This is a genomic window from Flavobacterium potami, from assembly GCF_020026915.1.
Lineage (GTDB): Bacteria > Bacteroidota > Bacteroidia > Flavobacteriales > Flavobacteriaceae > Flavobacterium > Flavobacterium potami.
In genome coordinates, this window is the sequence record NZ_JAINUY010000001.1 from 273,095 (window position 1) to 292,007 (window position 18,913).

At 34.3% G+C, this 18,913-nt stretch carries 10 protein-coding genes; 1 reads left to right on the top strand and 9 read right to left on the bottom strand.

The features are described from left to right. Positions 1 to 38: 38 nt before the first annotated feature. A complete protein-coding gene (locus K6T82_RS01275; RefSeq protein WP_223704210.1) occupies positions 39 to 524 on the bottom strand; it encodes a hypothetical protein in 486 nt (161 codons plus the stop codon). Between the two features lie 263 nt (positions 525 to 787). Between K6T82_RS01275 and K6T82_RS01280 the strand changes: the two genes are divergently transcribed. After that, positions 788 to 2,932: a catalase gene (locus tag K6T82_RS01280; protein WP_223704211.1), complete on the top strand. Its 2,145-nt coding sequence runs from the start codon at positions 788 to 790 to the stop codon at positions 2,930 to 2,932. 519 nt (positions 2,933 to 3,451) lie between these two features. Here the strand turns inward: K6T82_RS01280 and K6T82_RS01285 are convergent. From K6T82_RS01285 to K6T82_RS01320, 8 genes are all read right to left on the bottom strand, one after another. Further along, positions 3,452 to 4,942 carry an aminotransferase-like domain-containing protein gene (locus K6T82_RS01285; RefSeq protein ID WP_223704212.1) on the bottom strand — a complete coding sequence of 497 codons (1,491 nt, stop codon included), beginning with the start codon at positions 4,940 to 4,942 and terminating at the stop codon, positions 3,452 to 3,454. A gap of 284 nt (positions 4,943 to 5,226) precedes the next feature. Next, complete coding sequence (locus tag K6T82_RS01290; protein WP_223704213.1) at positions 5,227 to 6,498, bottom strand: acyltransferase family protein; 1,272 nt, start codon at positions 6,496 to 6,498, stop codon at positions 5,227 to 5,229. Positions 6,499 to 6,562: 64 nt separating this feature from the next. After that, positions 6,563 to 9,559, bottom strand: a complete 2,997-nt coding sequence (locus K6T82_RS01295; protein ID WP_223704214.1) for a serine hydrolase domain-containing protein — start codon at positions 9,557 to 9,559, stop codon at positions 6,563 to 6,565. Between the two features lie 17 nt (positions 9,560 to 9,576). Continuing rightward, positions 9,577 to 11,082 (bottom strand): sodium:solute symporter, encoded by a 1,506-nt coding sequence (locus tag K6T82_RS01300; protein ID WP_223704215.1) that lies wholly within the window; start codon positions 11,080 to 11,082, stop codon positions 9,577 to 9,579. A 165-nt stretch (positions 11,083 to 11,247) separates the two neighbouring features. After that, positions 11,248 to 12,075, bottom strand: coding sequence for an N-acetylmuramic acid 6-phosphate etherase (murQ, locus tag K6T82_RS01305; protein WP_223704216.1), 828 nt, complete (start codon positions 12,073 to 12,075; stop codon positions 11,248 to 11,250). Positions 12,076 to 12,330: 255 nt separating this feature from the next. Further along, the gene (locus tag K6T82_RS01310) at positions 12,331 to 13,533 is read right to left on the bottom strand and encodes an exo-beta-N-acetylmuramidase NamZ family protein (RefSeq protein ID WP_223704217.1); all 1,203 of its coding nucleotides are present in this window, start codon (positions 13,531 to 13,533) and stop codon (positions 12,331 to 12,333) included. Positions 13,534 to 13,785: 252 nt separating this feature from the next. Continuing rightward, complete coding sequence (locus K6T82_RS01315; protein ID WP_223704218.1) at positions 13,786 to 15,522, bottom strand: RagB/SusD family nutrient uptake outer membrane protein; 1,737 nt, start codon at positions 15,520 to 15,522, stop codon at positions 13,786 to 13,788. A 32-nt stretch (positions 15,523 to 15,554) separates the two neighbouring features. After that, positions 15,555 to 18,833: a SusC/RagA family TonB-linked outer membrane protein gene (locus tag K6T82_RS01320; RefSeq protein WP_223704219.1), complete on the bottom strand. Its 3,279-nt coding sequence runs from the start codon at positions 18,831 to 18,833 to the stop codon at positions 15,555 to 15,557. Between the last annotated feature and the right edge of the window lie 80 nt (positions 18,834 to 18,913).

Consider the following 18,913-nt stretch of genomic DNA (forward strand, 5'->3'; position numbering starts at 1 on the left):
TTCAATTAAAAAAAACAGGGATTTTTGTCCCTGTTTTTTTATGAATATGTAATATAATCTTTGGTAACTATTACCAGAATTAAGGTCATATAATATAAAAATACTGCCACCAAAGCGAAAACAATATGAGCAAAGAATAATTGAATGTAATACCCTGTAAAATCAATTCTTGGTTTGTAATTGGTATTTTTAAAGATAATAAACCAGCCAATTATTCCAATGATACCACTAATACTTCCTAACAAAATGGCACTTGGAATTGAAATGGATAAAATGTTTTCATCCAGTATAATATGATATCCGGCGACGAATAAAAAACCAATCAGAAAATGTAGCATCCAACCTACTTTTCTTTTAATGCCACCAGAAATATTAAAATTAAATTCACCAAATACGGTTGCTAGAATTATGGGCTCTTTGTACTGTTTTTGGAATATTTTTGAGATAAAATAGCTAAACCAAGTCATAGCAGAAGTTGCGCCAATTGAAATTAAAATTAATTGTACTATTAGATATGGGTCCATTACAAAATATTTTTAATCCTATCAAAGTTACTATTTAATTGTAATATTAAACTTATAATAAAGGATTTTTTAGTTACATAATTATAAGAAAGTTAATAATTTGTTGATTATCTAATTTCAATTTGAATGTTATAAACCAAAGGCTTAATTCTATAAATTTTAATTTAAAAAGCCTCCTACCTTTGATAACCTATTTTTTGAGAAATGTCTCATAATAGGAGAATTTATTAGTTCATTGAATGAAAAATGTAAATCAAAGGAAAATGAAAAATTCAAAAAAAACAAATCAAGACAATGCTGATGGAAAGCAAAAAGATTTAGAATACAATAAATCTACTGCCGAAAATGAGTTTTTAACTACAAACCAAGGAGTTAAAATCAACGACAATAACAATTCTTTGAAATCTGGAGAAAGAGGTCCCTCACTTTTAGAAGATTTTATTTTAAGAGAAAAAATTACACATTTTGATCACGAAAGAATTCCAGAACGTATTGTACATGCGAGAGGTTCTGCTGCACACGGTTATTTTGAACTTTATAAGCCAATGGGAGAATATACCAAAGCGGGTTTTCTAAATGATACGACTATTAAAACACCAGTTTTTGTTCGGTTTTCTACTGTTGCTGGATCAAGAGGATCTACAGATTTAGCGAGAGATGTTCGTGGTTTTGCTGTAAAGTTTTATACTCAGGAAGGGAATTTTGATTTGGTTGGAAATAATATGCCAGTGTTTTTTATTCAGGATGCTATGAAATTTCCAGATTTGGTTCACGCTGTTAAAGCAGAACCACATAACGAAATTCCACAGGCGGCATCGGCTCACGATACTTTTTGGGATTTTATTTCTCTCATGCCCGAATCGATGCACATGATTATGTGGGTAATGAGCGACAGGGCGATTCCAAGAAGTTTAAGAATGATGGAAGGTTTTGGCGTTCATACTTTTAGATTTATAAATGACAAAAATGAATCTCATTTTGTTAAATTCCATTGGAAACCAAAATTAGGAACACATGGAGTTGCTTGGGACGAAGCACAAAAAATATCCGGAAAAAATTCAGATTTTCATAAGCTGGATTTGTGGGAAGCGATTGAAGCAGGAAACTTTCCAGAATGGGAGTTAGGTGTACAGATTATTCCGGAAGCCGATGAACATAAATTTGATTTTGACTTATTAGATCCGACAAAATTAGTTCCAGAAGAATTAGTTCCCGTTACGATTATCGGAAAAATGACTTTAAATAAAAATCCGGATAACTTTTTTGCAGAAACAGAGCAAGTTGCTTTTCATCCTGGGCATATTGTGCCTGGAATCGATTTTTCAAATGACCCTTTATTGCAGGGAAGATTATTTTCTTACACCGATACACAATTATCGAGATTAGGGAGTCCAAACTTTCATGAAATTCCAATTAACAGAACAATTGCTCCAATGCATAACAACCAGCGTGACGGACATATGCGTCAGGAAATTGCAACTGGAAGGGTAAGCTATCATCCCAATTCTTTAGGAGGTGGATGTCCGTTTCAGGCAAAAATGGATCAGGGTGGATTTACCAGTTTTAACGAATGTGTAGATGCACACAAAGTACGAGCTCGAAGTGCGAGCTTCGCAGATCATTTTAGTCAGGCTGTCCTTTTTTACAATAGTCAAACGCCAATAGAACAAGATCATATTGCAAGCGCTTTGTCTTTTGAATTAGGAAAAGTAGAAACAGTTGCGATTAGAGAAAGAATGTTGGGACTTTTAAATCAAGTTGATGGTGATTTGGCTGCAACCGTGGGAAAAAATTTAGGAATTCCAGTTCCAAAAAACATGGAAAAACCTGTAAATCATGGTGTAGGAGCAGATGATGAAGGCAAACAAGAACCAACGAAAGTAAAACAGAAAACGGGAAATTCGGATGCTTTGAGTATGTTGAAGAATCCAACAATTTCAGATACCATCGAAACGCGTCAGATTGCTTTTTTATGTAATGATAATGTAAGTTCATCTTCTGTTAAAACCATGAAATCTGCTTTGGAAAATGCAGGAGCAAAAGCTGTAATTATTGCGCCGCACTTAGGAACAATTGCAACAGAAGACGGAGCAGAAATTCCAGTTGATCAAACTTATAAAATTGCGGCTTCGGTACTTTTTGATGGTGTGTTTATTCCTGCGGGAAAAGGAATTTCTGAACTTTCAAAAGTAAAAGAAGTAAAAGAATTTTTGAATGATTCTTACAATCATTGCAAATTTATTGCCGCTGAAGCGGAAGGTGCTCAGATCGTGAAAAATCAAAACGATATCAAAGATAAAGATGCAGGGATTATAACCACCGAAAAAGCTGCTGATAAAGCGTTAAGTACATCTTTTATAAAAGCTTTGGGAAGACATCGTTTTTGGGAAAGAGAGAAAAGTCTTTAAGAAATAATATAATGGCTGTCTGAGAAGACAGCCTTTTTTTAAGTTCCAGAACGAAATATCTTTTGGTAAAAATGAATTTCAAGCCAATCTTATTCAAACATAGCCCACGGTTTCAACCGTGGGAACGCAACGGGAACACAATGTGGGTTTATTCTGCATGTCTCCCAAGGTTGAAACCGTGGGCTATGTTTTTAGATTCGATGAGGAGAAAGTCCCAGCGGGGCGAAATATTTATAGAAAATTATTCTGACAATTTTACGAAGCCCCAGCGGGGCGAAAATATCAACGTAATTAATATTAATTTCAAGACAATCTTATTCAAACATAGCATAGGGTTCCAACCTTGGGAATACAATGGGGTTTATTCTTCACGTCTCCCACGGTTGAAACCGTGGGCTATGTTTTAAAATCGAACTGAAATAAAACGCGAAAATTTCACCTCATTTAGCTATGTGTTTTCAGACATGTGAAACGCCTTTTTAGGCCTGGAATAACTATGTTTCTATGTGTTTAAAAAAATTATTTCTCAAGAATTACTTCCAAACATTTATTCAAAATAGAAACCGCTTTTTCCATTTCTTCTTTTTCTAAATGTCCGAAACCTAAGCGAGTCGCAGTAAGATTTTTGGTTTGATATAAAATGGTTTTCGGTAGAAATAATCCGTGATTGGAACATTCTTTTTGAAGTTGTATCAAATTAAATTGATCGAGCCATTCCACCCAAATCGCCAATCCTCTTGGCGGAATCTTAAATTTGATTTTACCTTTTAATTTTTCATTTAAAACAGAAACAAAATCATCACGGCGTTCTTTGTAGATTTTTTTATTCTTTTTAGAAAGTCGATGCACTTCGCCTTCGGTAATCCATTCGGTTAAAACTTGTTCTTTCAGAACATCAATTCGCGGTTCGAGAATGTTTTGATGTTTTTCGAGTTCTTTAATAAATTCTGCAGGAGCGGCAACAAATCCGTAACTAAATCCAGATGGAAGTGATCTTCCAAACGAACCAATATAAACCACTTTCTGATTGGAATCGAAAGCGGCCAAAGGCAGAACAGGATTGTTATCGTAATGAAAATCAAAATCATAATCGTCTTCCAGAATCACAAATCCGTATTGATTGGCCAGTTCCAGCACTTCGATTCTTTTTTTCGCACTAAGCGAAATTGTGGTCGGATAATGATAATTGGAGGTTAAATATAAAACTCGAATTTTGGTTGTTTCGCAGATTTCTTTCAGTCTTTTAGTATCAATTCCGTCTTCATTTACAGGAATAGAAATAATCTGCGCTCCCGTGTTCGTTAGCGTCATATTCGACATATAATAACCAGGAGAAGCAACGACCACTTTATCATTTGGAGAAATCAAAACTTTGGTAACCAAATACAAAGCAATTTCGTGACTGCTTGTGGTAAGCAAATTCGAAGTCGAAATTCGAATTCCTCGAGTAAGATTAAGATAATTGGAAAAATGAGTTTTAAAATTCGAATGCGAACGCAATTCTATCTGTTCGTAAGTTTTAGATGTTTTTCTTCTTTTTAATTTCGAAACATATAATCTTGCTAAAACATCGGTTTGCACTAATCTTAAATCGGGCATTCCGTCGTTAAACTGATACGGAAGACTACTAATTTCTATCGGATTTTCTAGAATAGTGGAGCGTTGAAAACTAAAACCGATATTTTCTTGAGATGGATTTTGTTCTTTCGAAATCGTAAATTCAGCTTTGTTTTTTTGTTTTTGTTGGGATAAAATAAAAGTTCCCTTGTTCGGAAGTGTTTCTATCCAGCCTTGCGATTCTAAATCTTGAAAAGCTTTGATTAAAGTATTTCTATTAACGGATAACACTTTGCATAAAATTCTAGTACCTGGAAGTTTGGTGCCTTCAGGAAGAAAACCCGTTTGTATGGCTTTGATAAACTCAAAAACAATCTGAAGATAAATTGCAGTGCTTTCTTCTGGTTTAAGCTGAATAAAGCTTTTAAAAGGAATTTCAACCGGACTATCCATAATTCAAATCTGATGCTTTTTATTAGTACGGCAAGATACTGCTTTTCTCAAAATTTTTAGAAAAAAGAAAAGCAGTTCTATTTTATAAAACCATCAGAAATCATAACTAACAACAATTACGTTAGTCCGGCTGAAATTATTTTGAAATAAATAAAATCTAAATTAATCTGCTAAAATCTTTTTAAATCTGCGTGAAATATTTTGCGTACAGATTTTTCACGCAGATTTATACAGATTAAAGCAGATGCCCGCAGATTAAATATAACCTGCTGAAATAAGAATTGTTAGACTTTGAAAATCAATTTCTTTTTGTAGAAAATCCATAAAATGAAAGACCAGAAAACAGCATACGCCAATGCGTAAGCCAATGATGCGTTCAACGGATTTTCAAAACATGGCACGATTCCGTGATTGTAGATATAAGCTTGAAGACCAATTTCTTCTCCAGAATTTGCAGGATCAGTAACTTTTATAGAACCTAAAACTCTCGGAATTATTCCAGAAAAGAAAAATACAATCATTGGGTTTACACCCCAAATCAGGAATAATTTCGTCCATTTTTTATGACCTTTAATATCGATAATGTAATATAAAAGCGTTAAGCAGATGGTTGCTATCCCAGCCGTGTATAAAACATAAGAACTTGTCCAAAGCGATTTGTTGATCGGGAAGAAGATATTCCAGATTAAACCTCCAACAACTAAAACAACACCTGCAATAGCGGTCTTTTTTACGATTTCGATTTTATCAATTGACAAGTTTAAAAGCTGCCCAATATACATTCCTAAAATTCCAGTTCCAATGGCTGGTAAAGTGCTTAAGATTCCTTCTGGATCCCAAGTTTTAGAAGATGCCCATAAATGTCCGTTTAAGAGCGTATCGTCTATCCAAGCGGCTAAATTGGTTCCTTTGTCGAAATTAGCAGAACCAAATCCGGGAACGGGAACAAAAGCCATTAAAAGCCAATATCCAATCAAAAGTGTCGCTAAAACTAAAAGCTGTGTTTTTAAATTAGTTTTTAAATACAAGATAGAAGTAAAGAAATACACAATGGCAATTCGTTGTAAAACGCCCGGAATTCTCGTGTCTTCAAAATGTTCTAATCCGCTAAATGATAAACCGATAAGTATTAAAAAGATTCCAATTGCAAGAATGGTTTTTACTTTCATGGAGAAGTTTCCTAAAAGGGCATAGGCAACGGCAAAAGCAATTACTAATCTCACGGCTAAAAGAGGAATTCCTTCTAGACCGAATAAATGAATTCTGCTGAAAACGCTTAAGAACAATCCTAAACAGAAAATTCGAAGTGAACGGACTAATATTTTATTGAAAACACTTCCGTCAAAATGTTTTACAGGCATTGCAAACGGAATCACAGTTCCCATTATAAAAACAAAAAACGGAAAAACTAGATCGGTAGGCGTGCACCCGTGCCATTCGGCGTGTTCTAGAGGCGGATAAATAGAAGACCAGCTTCCCGGATTATTTACGATCGTCATTAAAAAGATAGTAAATCCTCTAAAGACATCGAGTGAAGTTAAACGTTCTTTTGTCATTGGGAGTAGATTTTTGGATTTTAGATTTTAGATTTCAGAGTTTGGAATTTAAAAATTTGGAATTTTATTTGATTATCGCATTTTGAATTATCTGTTGGATTTCTTCTCTGATTTTTCCTTTGGCTAATTTATTTTCGTCGTTTACTACTTCTGGGTAGGTTCTGTTGGATAAGAAAACATACACAATTTCGGTTTCTGGATCTTCCCACGCCATGTTTCCTGTAAAGCCTGTATGACCAAAACTCGCTTCAGAAACACAATCGCAGGTTGGACCGCCTTTATGAACTCTTTTGTCAAATCCTAAACCTCTTAGAACTCCTTGATCTTTGTAATAGCAAGTATTAAAAGCATCAAAAGTTTCTGGAGAAAAATATTGAATGCCGCCGTAATTTCCTTTTTGCAAGAACAACTGCATCATTTTGGCTACATCCATACTGTTAGAAAAAATTCCTGCATGACCTGCAACTCCGCCTTCCATTGCGGCAGCCATATCGTGTACATAACCTTGAATGACTTGATGTCTGAAATAATTATCGATTTCAGTTGGAGCAATATTGCTTTTGTCAAATCGGTCTAGCGGATTATAAAGCGTATTTGTCATTCCTAGCGTACTGTAGAAGTTTTCTTTGCTCAAATCTTCCAACTTTTTATGCGTTTTTCTCTCTAAATATTCTTTTAGAATGATAAAGGTAAAGTCACTGTATTTGTATTCTTTTTTAGGCGAAACAGGACTTTCTGCAATGATTTTCATAATCGTGTCATGATAATCATTTCTAATATAAAGGTTCTCGGCTACTTTCGTAGTAAAATTAGGGCCAGCTATTTTTCGATAATATTTTTCAGAAGGCTGATTGTTGCTGTCTAAAGTTGCTTTGTAAAACGGAATCCAAACTTGAAGTCCGGCGTAGTGATTCAGCAAATCTTTGAAAGTAATGTTTTCTTTGTTTGTTTTAGCAAAAAACGGCAACATGTCTTTTAGCTTCGTGTCTAGCTCAACTTTGTTTTTATCGTACAATTGCATCACATTTGGCAATGTCGAAATCATTTTTGAAATCGAAGCAACGTCATACAAATCTGTATTAGTAACTTTTTTCCCGTTATCATAAGTCTGTGCTCCGTACGATTTCTGAAAAATGACATTTCCTTTTCTAGCTACGAGAACTTGCATTCCTGGCGCCATTTTGCCATCAATTGCTTTCTGTGCAACAGCATCAATTTTAGATAAAATAGCAGGATTCATGTTTACGTTTTCTGGAGCTGTAAACGCTAAACGATTCAGTTTTTCTGTAGTTAGGCCATCATTTACATGAAAGGCATCATTAATCGAAACAGGCAATTTTCCTTTGGCTTCAATAGCTCCAAAAAGCAATTCTGCCGAAACAACCTGACTAATATCTGAGTTTTGATATGAAACTACTAATCCTTCAATTTCATTAAAGTCAGAAATTGATAATAGTGAATATGGTTTTGCAAAAACATCCAAAATCACTTTGTTGTGTTTTGCAATTTCTTTCAGCCAAAGCATTTCTTGTAAGCTGAAATCTTGTTTTTCCCAAGGCTTGTTTACTTTATGAAAGCTGATAATTACTTTGTCGAATTTTTTCAGTTCCTTATTCAAACTGTCAAGATTGGTATCTTTAACTTCTGTAATATCAGTGTACTTTTTTAAGGTAGAAACAAAAGTACTGTTAGTGTCTTCACCCAATTTTACGTAAGCAATTTTTTCGCTTAAATCTTTTATCGGAAGAATTTCTTTTTCGTTTTTTAAAACCGTAATTGCATTTTCATACAAATTATATTGAAGCGCATCTTTATCGGGACTGTTGAGATCTTTTTGTAAGTTGCTCAAATCAGCAGGTTTGTATTTGTTTAAACCTGCTTTGAATTTGTAATGCAGAATTTTTTTAACGGAATGTGCTAAACGTTCTTCGGTTATTTCGCCATTAGCATAAAAAGTTTTTAATTTTTCTAAAGCTGCAGGAACGTTGTCTGGACAAAGAAAAATGTCATTTCCAGCTTTTAAAACCGCCAATTCAAGATCGCCTACAGGTTTGAAATTACTAGCACCTTTCATTCCCAAACCATCTGTAAAAATCAATCCTTCAAAGCCTAATTGTTTTTGAAGTAATTCGGTAACCACATTATATGAGGCAGAAGAAGGAATGTTTTCTCCAGATTCTAAACTCGGAATATTGAGGTGAGCAACCATTACAGAAGCTAAACCTTCATCAAAAAGTTGTTTATATGTATATAATTCGACTTCATTTATTCGCTCTTTGGTCAAAGTAACGGTCGGAAGGGTTTTATGAGAATCAACCGCCGTATCGCCGTGACCTGGAAAATGTTTTCCTGTACATAAAACACCTTGACTTTGAATTCCTCGCATTAAGGCAGCAGCTTTATTGGCTACATTAGTTTTGCTTTCGCCAAAAGAACGATTTCCGATAATTGGATTAAGCGGATTTGTATTAATATCTAAAACCGGAGCAAAGTTAAAATGGATTCCCATTCTTTTGCATTCGCTTCCCATATTTTTCCCCACTTTTTCAATTAGGTCTAAATTCTGAATTGCGCCTAAAGTCATGTTCCAAGGATAAGCATAAGTCGAATCTAAACGCATGCTTAAACCCCATTCGGCATCAAGGCCAATAAACAATGGAACTTTTGCTTTGGCCTGATATTCATTAGTTAATCTTGCCTGACGAACTGGTCCGCCTTGAAAGAAAATAACACCTCCGACATTGTATTTTGAAACAAGCTCTTTTACTTTATTTACATGAACCGAATCTTTATTGGAATAGGCATTTACAAAGAATAATTGACCTAATTTTTCGTCTAAAGTCATTTTACTGTAAATACTATCTGTCCATTGATTTTCAGCATTTGAATCTTCTAGAAATGATTTTTTTTGTGCTTTAGTTTTTGGAATATAAACTTCTTTATTTTCTGTTGGGATAGGCTTGTTTACTACAGTTGTTGTACTTTTTTTAGAAACACCACAATTGGTAATAAAAAAAAGCATAACTGCAAACAAACCTATTTTGATAACATAATTTTTCATGAAATGTTTTTTGGCAATTAAAATGAGATTCTTTCTGCTGAGCGTTTACTGGTGATGTAGATTCCTAAATAGGTGATTAATCCGTTTAGTACGATTAATTCGTTGTCAAAAACGTATCCTGCAAATAGTAATTTCGAGTTTTCATTAATTAAATAAGTAAAAAATGGAGACAATAAACAGATTATTGGAACGAGTTTATCATTTACATTTCTCGATTTTTGGAATAAACCAAAAGCATATAACCCTAATAATGGTCCGTAAGTATAAGAAGCTACTTTAAAGATCATTCCGACAACAGAACTGTCGTTGATTGTATTGAAAATAATAATCACAAAGAAAATTAATACAGAAAAACTAATATGCACTATATGTCTCGTTTTAACTGTATTTTTTGAGGTGTTTTCTGCTTTGTCCATTCCTAAAAAGTCAACGCAGAAAGAAGTTGTCAAAGCTGTTAAAGCTGAATCTGTAGTAGCAAAAGTTGCTGCAATAATTCCCAATAAAAATACAATGGCAGGAATAAGTGCTAAATGGTTTAAAGCAATTTCTGGAAATAGCAAATCGGTTCTAGGTTTTCCTGTCACTAAATCGGTTGGAATTGCGATTCCGTTTTTATTGGCATAGATGTATAATAAAGCTCCAACACTCAAAAAGAAAATATTGATGATCACAAAAATTCCTGTAAAAGTGAACATGTTTTTTTGTGCCTCGCCAATGTTTTTACAGCTCAAGTTTTTTTGCATTAAATCCTGATCTAAACCTGTCATGGCAATAGTTACAAACATTCCGCCCAAGATTTGTTTTACAAAATGGAATTTGCTTCCGATGAAATCATCGAAGAAAAAGATCTTAGAGTAGTTGCTGTTTTTTACTTCTTCAAAAGCGCCAATGGCACTTAAATCCATTCGATCACAAATAAAATTAATGGTTAAAAAAACAGAAGTAACCAAAAAGAATGTCTGTAAAGTATCGGTAATAATAATCGTTTTTAAACCGCCTCTGTAAGTATAAGAGAAAATAAGTAAAAGCGAAATTAGTACGGTAAATGCAAATGGAATATCATAAAAATCGAATACAAAACGTTGTAAAACAATAACAACCAAATAAAGTCTAAAAGCCGAGCTAATCGTTCTACTAATCAAGAAAATAGAAGCAGCAGTTTTATAGCTGAAAACACCCATTCTGTGTTCGATATAACTATAAATCGAAGTCAGATTCATTCGATAATACAACGGAAGCAATAATTTGGTAATGACGATAAAACCTAATGCATTACCCAAAACAAACTGAAAATATTTGAATTGCTCTCCGCTAGCAGCTCCAACTTCTCCTGGAACCGAAATAAAAGTCACTCCTGAAAGTGCTGTTCCAATCATTCCGAAAGCAACTAAATACCATTTTGAATTTTTGTTGGCGGTAAAAAAAGCTTCGTTTCCGCTGTCTTTTTTGCTTACTCGGTGTGAGATATAGAATAAGGTTCCGAAATAAATTATAATTAATAGAAGAATAGTGCTTGGTGTCATTTTATAATTTGGTAGTTTTTTGGTTTTTTATAAATAATTCATCAAGATTTTTTTAATTGACCTGACGGATTTTAGTCTGTCAGGTCGGTGTTAAAAACTCCAAAAAATGAATTTATTCAGCTTTTGAATTTGTATAAATCTATAAAAAGATTTTGATAGCGAGATTTATAATTTTTGGTTTTTACTATGCGCCAGTAAAACAGCTCTAACGCTCTTGTGTTGATGTAGTAATTCTTCGGCTACGTCATGTTCGATGTCAAGTTCTTCAACGATCATTTTAATAGCACGTTTTACCAGCTTTTCATTAGACAATTGCATATCTACCATTTTGTTGCCTTTTACTTTTCCTAATTTGATCATTACCGAAGTAGAAATCATATTTAAAGTAAGTTTTTGAGCCGTTCCTGCTTTCATTCTTGTGCTTCCAGTTAAGAATTCTGGTCCTACAATTAATTCGATAGGATAATCGGCTTCTTGAGCAATAAGTCCGTTACTGATGCAAGAAATACTTCCTGTTTTGATATTGTGTTCTTTTGCTTTTTTCAAAGCTCCTAAAACATAAGGTGTGTTTCCAGAAGCGGCAATTCCGATAATCATGTCCAAGCTTGAGATTTCAAATTTGGCCAAATCTTTCCAAGCTTGTTCGGTATCGTCTTCTGCATTTTCAACTGCTTTTCTAATCGCCGTATCTCCACCCGCAATAATCCCGATAATCATATCATGCGATACGCCAAAAGTAGGCGGACATTCTGATGCATCCAAAATTCCTATTCTTCCAGAAGTTCCAGCTCCAATATAAAATAATCGACCGCCTAATTGCATTTTTTTTACGATTGCCTTAACCAGTTTTTCTATTTTAGGAATTTGTTCTTCGATAATATGCGGAACTTTTTTATCTTCTGTATTAATGTTGGTAAGAAGTTCTTTCACGCTCATTTGATCCAAGTCTTTGTACAAAGATTCTTGTTCAGTTTCAGGATTTTTATTTTTCATTTTTCTTTTTTTTTGATTTCTGAAACCAAGATTTTTCAACTTTATGGTTTCGCTATTTTACATTAATAGGTTGTATTTCAGTTTTTAGGCGAAATTTTTTAACACATAGAAACATAGCCTTTATGAATTTATTAAAGGCATTTCACATAGAATAAAAAACATAGCACTATGTGTTAAAGCTTGCTTTTTCTGTAACCTTAAACAGAAGCAATACAATCTATGTTTCTATGTGTTTAAATAATTTAATCCAGTAAATTATTTATAAATCAGATATTTTGTTCGCATTTTTTTGAAAGCTTCAAGATCTTTTTGCCAAGTTTTTCTGATCTCACTTTCAGAAACGCCACTTTCAATTTGCTGCTGTAATTTTTTTGTTCCTGCGAGCTTGGTAAAAAATCCGTTGAAGAATTTCGTTTTGTCGCTTGTATTTTGATAGGCTTTTATCAGCCATTTCAGCTCTAGCTGTTTTAGTTTTGGATAAGCTGTTAAATCTTCACCAAAACATTCTTTTCCGTTGTATAAAGGATCTTTTGCGCCAAAGTTAGGTTTTGGAGTAAAGCTGAAGTTTGTTTTAGCTAAATAAGGCGAACCATAAATTTGAAATTGTTTTTCAGTTCCACGTCCCATGCTCACGTTAGTTCCTTCAAAAAGACATAAGCTGGCATATAAATTTATCGATTGATCGTTGGGTAGATTTGGAGATGGTTTAGTCAATAAACTATAAGGCATTGTTCTTTTATAATCGAGACAAGGAATTACGGTTAGTTTACATTTCGCACCATCTTTCAACCATTTTTCTCCATTTACCATTTGAGCATATTCACCAATTGTCATTCCGTGAAGGAGCGGAATAGGGTGCATGCCAACAAAACTTGTAAATTCTTTTTCCAAAAGTGGTCCGTCTACAATAGAACCATTCGGATTTGGTCGGTCAAAAACAATAAGCGGAATATTGTTTTCTGCACAAGCTTCCATTACATAATGCAAAGAAGAAATGTAAGTATAGAATCTTGCACCAACATCTTGAAGGTCAAAAATCATGATATCAAGACCAGATAACTGCGCTGGTTTTGGTTTTTTGTTGTCGCCATAAAGCGAAATAATGGGCAAACCGGTTTTAGGATCTTTTCCGTCTACAACATGTTCTCCTGCATCGGCTGTTCCTCTAAATCCGTGTTCTGGAGCAAAAATAGTATGAACCGCAATTTTTTTCTCCAAAAGAAAATCGACCACATGTGTTTTGTTGCTTAAAATTCCTGTTTGGTTGGTTACAATTCCGACCTTTTTATCTTTTAAAAGTGGGAGGTATTTTTCGTAATTGTCGGCTCCAGTTTTGATTACAGCGTAATTAAAATCTGCGGATTGCTTGACTTCAATTGATCTATTTTCTCCCGAGTAGGTTGGGATACAAAATAGAAATGCTGCAACAAAAGTACTTTTTGCTATAAATTTTATCATTTTAAATACAGTTAATAGTTAAAGACAAAAAATTGACCAAATAAAATTAAAGATTTATTGGAGTATATTTTAATGTTTTTTGGTAGAAGAGGAGAATCTTAAAACTAAGAGTATATAGTCTGAATTGCTCAGATCGAAATTTTATTTTGTCTTTTTTATCGATCACAATGTGTTTAAAAAAGAATCTTTTTAAATACTGCCTCCCAAAAAAGTCTTAGGAGGCAGTTATTTTAATTTTCAGTTTTTACTGAATTACCAGCCTGGGTTTTGTTTTAATTCTACACCTTCAGCAGCGTATAAATTGATGTCATTGGTTGGAATGGCACTCAGGTAATTTTTTGGCGATACAAATAATCGTGATACACCTGCTGCATAAGGAATTACATATCCGTTTGCATCCACTTTTGTTTTTGAGTTAGTTCCGATTAAAGCCATAATTCTAGCTCCTAAAACAACATCAGGATTTGCATTAGTATCCAGATAATCTCCTTTTTTCCAACGCATAAGATCTTCTTTTCTCATTGTAGTCCAGCTCATAAACTCAATTCGGCGCTCACGGCGAATCTCCCAAATAATTGGATTTACAATTCCAGCTTTTTGTTCTAATGCAGTTGTTCTTTGCGGATCATCTATTTGTACGCCATTGGCAGAAGCGTTTGTACCATCTGTAGTCAAAACAGCGATTCCTGCACGTGTACGCACTTTGTTGATTGATAAGTTAAGATCGTTATTGTTAATTGTGCCTAATTCTGCACAAGCTTCAGCATAATTCAAATAAACTTCGCTTAATGTAAATACTGGAGCATCAATTTGGTTTTGTCCAATTGTAGTAACCTCTGTACCTGATGTAGCAGGATTGTTATACAATTGAAACACATAACCTGTGATTGAAGTCAAACCATTATAAGGCTTGTCAGAATAAGCATAATCAGCTGTACTGAAGGCTTTAGCAAATCTTGGATCTCTGTTGGCAAAAGTATTAGCAATAGTATTATCGCCTAAATATTGCGCATTGCCAGCTTGTTTGATAGGAAGTCCATTTGTAGTAACATAACTTTCTGCAGCAAATTTCGTCAATCCGTTTTGAACAGTAGATGTGTTTGTATAGGCTTGTACTGAATTTCCTAAAACACCTTTGATGTATCTTTTTGTCAAAATTACTTCAGTGTTTCCTAAAAGCTCAACAGAGTTGTAAAGTGCTTTCCAATCTGCATTTAACTTATAAAAACTATTGTTCATCACAGCCAAAGAAGCATCTTTTGCCTTTTGAAGATAAGTATTTCCATTTTGTCCTCCGTTGTATTTTCTATAAGTTCCTTCACTTAAACATACGCGGCTTAATAAGGCATAAGCAGTATATTTATTTACAGTAATGTTGCTGTCATCAACGTTTAATAGCATTGGGATTGCTTCTTCCAGATCTTTGATTACGTTGTCTACAACTTCAGCTCTACTTAAAGCCGGTTTGTATACATTAGGATCGCTTTGAGCCAAATACTCAGCTGTATAAGGCACATCACCAAATTGTTGTGCTAAACGGAAATACGTATGAGCTCTAAAGAATTTTGCAACACCGATATAGTGATTTTTTTTCGTTTGATCCATTGGTACATTAGGTACTCTTACTAGCATAAGATTACAACGACGGATCAGAGTGTAATATTCATTCCAGTTTGAGCTAGTTGCATTTGCAGCCGTTGCAAAGTTTGTAAAAACGTTCATGGCCAAATTGTCATCCATTAATCCTGTAGATGTAGCATGAAAATAAAAGTCAGCTGTAGTACCAGCATTATTTCCGTACCCATTAAAGGTATTATAGTTTAACCAAGAATATGTTTTGACGTTATTTTCTGAAGTCCAGAAATTGTCATCTGTAAACACATCTTCTGGAGGTGTATCCAAAAAATCCGAGCAACTAACTGTTAAACTTGCAAAAGTAAGCAAGGCAACTGATAGCTTTATCCTAGAGTTTGTTATTAATTTTCTCATTTTGATTATTTTTTAATTTTTAAATACCTTATTTAGAATGCAATTTGAACACCAAATGACCATGTTTTAGAGTAAGGGAAAGTTCTTCCCCAAGCTGCTTCCGTTTCATTGATTTCAGGGTCTACTGGTAATTTACTACTTTTCCAAGTAGCTAAGTTTAATCCTGAAATGTACGGTCTAATTTTATCAATTCCTGCTTTTTGAGTAATACTTTTAGGAATAGTATATCCAATTGTTACCGATTTTAAACGTAAATAAGACATGTCTAATAAATAACGTGATTGCGCCACAAAGTTGTTTGATCCAGGTGCATAAGCTCCAAAAGCATTACCAGCATGTCCAGGGTATGGATTAGGGAAGTAAGCATCTGTATTTTCTGGTGTCCAATAATCGTTTTGGTTCACGTACATAGCATCTGTTCTGTTATAGAAAGGCAAGATCAAATCAGAAGTTGCCCAATATTGACGTTCGCCCACTCCTTGGAAGAAAGCATCAATATCAAATCCATACAAAGCACTTCCTAAACGAATTCCGTATTGGTAACGAGGAGTTGTATTACCAATAACTTTTAAATCTCCAGGTTTAAGAGCTGTTCCGTCTCCTCTTGAGATTACTCCGTCTCCGTCTAAGTCTTTATACATTACATCTCCAGCACCAAATTTAAAAGCACCAGTTCTAATGTTTTTATAATCAACACCATTTACGATTAATCCTGTAGCATCAATATTATCTGTAGTTTGAATTAATCGGTCAGTTTGCAATCCCCAGATTTCACCAATTTTTTGACCTGCATAAAAAGATCCCAAAAGTTTAGAAGAGTTGTTCCATTCTGTCACTTCTGTAGTATTGTCAGAAAGTGTTAAATCTGCATAAACATTAATGTCTTTACTGATTTGTTTATTAAAGTTAAGTGCTAACTCCCAACCTTTTGTTCTTAAATTTCCTGAGTTTGTATTGGCTGCAGTTTGACCAAAAGAACCTGGAAGCGTTTTACCTGGAGCTAACATTCCTTTAGTATCACGTTGGTAATAATCAAAAGTTATACCTAGCATACTAAATATTCTAATATCGATACCAATATCCTGAGTCGTTATTTTTTCCCAAGTTAAACTCGGATCAACATTTGTTGGCTGATTAACAGTAGGAGGTATAGTTGTACCACTACCTATCCAATAAGGGCTTGGGTTAGTAGTAACGTTAGTCATAACTCGTAAAAAGGCATTGTTAGCAATGTTTTGATTTCCAATTGAACCGACAGATCCACGGATTTTCAAATCATTTAACCAGCTTTTTGTTCCTTCCATGAAAGCTTCTTCAGAAATTCTATATCCAACAGAAGCCGAAGGGAAGAATCCCCATTGTTCATTACTAGGGAATTTTGACGAACCGTCATAACGTCCGTTTAGTTCTAACAAATATTTTCCTTTGTAATCATAATTCACACGTGCAAAGAATCCCGCAATTGCATATCTTGATAATCCTGGATTTAAAATATCATTAGCATTAAGAGGAGAAGTAAATTGATCTCCGATAGCCAAGTTAAACTCTGGTTTGTTTTTGTCTAAAAGTGTATTTCTACGAGCATAAGTTCTTTCTTGATCGAACCATTCTGTGTTTAAACCGCCTAATACCTTAAAGTTGTGGTTTTCAGCTAATGTTTTGCTATAGTTTGCATAGATGTTTGCAACATTTCTTGTGTAAGATGTTTTTGCTTGTGCCACAAAATCGTTTGCACTTTCCATCATCGTAGGTTTTCCTGCAACTAAGTCAGCAGCGCTTGTCCACCAGTCCCAAAGCGGTATTTGACCACCATTCATTTTTAGACTATTGAAATTATTATTGATACTATATTCTCCAATAATATTAAAGTCTTTTGTAATTTGAGCAGTAAGTTTTCCACTGATCCTCATATCGTTTGACTTGCTTTCGTTTTGACTTGCATTTGACATATATCCTGCCGCATGTCTAAATTGAGTGCCGTTGTAAGTACCATAAGGGAAATAAGAGCCCCAACGCATATAATATCCAAAATATCCGTTACCAGCAGTATCAAGACCACTATTATAGTAGTTGAATGGAGAGTCATATTCTTGGAAAGTTCCCAATACTTTGAAATCTCCTGTCAGCCAGCTTGCCAATTGTGTTGTAAAACCAAGATTAAGATTGAATCTTTTGTTGTTTTCCGTATTAATTTTCATAACACCTTCTTGGTTAGCAAGACCTAACGAAACAATGAATGAACTTTTATCGCCTAAAGAACCTTGAGCAGATAAATTGTGAAGTGTTTGTAACGAATTCTTTTTCAACATTTCATCATGCGGATTCCAAATTCTGTAGAAATATTCTTTTCCGCCAATAACGTCAAAATCTTCGCCTAAAATCATATTCTTATCGTTTGGATTTCTCGTTGCAGCATATTTTTCTTTCCAGTTAATGATACCAGGCAATAACGTTTTGTAGTTCATACCAAAAGATTCTGGATTTGCGTTACCAGCTCTGGCTTGTGCTTCGATCATTGCAGGAAGTTCTAAAGTAGGATCATTAAATTGAACCAAAGAAATTGGGTTGCTTATAGCGACATTATTACTATAAGCGAATCTTACTTTTCCTTTAGCATTTTTACCACTTTTAGTAGTAATTAAGATAACCCCAAATGCAGCACGTGCACCATAAATAGAAGCAGAAGCCGCGTCTTTAAGTACAGACATCGATTCTACATCTTCTGCATTTAGTAATGATAAATCACCAGGAACACCATCTACCAAAATAAGTGGCGATCCAGAAACTTCTCCATTTACAATAGTTCCAGCTCCACGAATATTAACTTTCGATCCTTTGCTTATATTACCAGAATTGTAGGTAATGTTAAGTCCAGGCGTTGTTCCTTGTAGACCTTTTGTAATATCTGTAATAGGAATGCTTCCTAAAGCTTTTTTAACATCAACTTTAGCAACCGCTCCCGTAAGATTTACTTTTTTCTGAGAAGAGAATCCCACAACAACTACTTCATCCAGTTTTGCAGTAGATGATGCAAGAGAAATAGTAAGTTTTTGTTGTCCTTCAATTTTCACTATCTGAGTTTCAGATCCCATGTAGCTAAAAACAAGAGAACGTCCCTGCGCTACATTAATGCTGAAATTTCCATCAAAATCAGTAGTTGTACCGTTTGTAGTTCCTTGAATCACGATGCTGACTCCTGGTAAGGGAAACCCGTCAGCTTGGTTTTTTACAGTTCCAGTAATTGTTTTTGTTTGCCCAAATGTTGCTTGAATGAACAAAACCAATAATGAAATAAGGAGTAATTTTTTCATAATAATCTGGTTTTTTTTATGGTTGTTGAGCAAATATATTTATTTATTGCATACAAATGCATTTTTATTGTTAATATTTT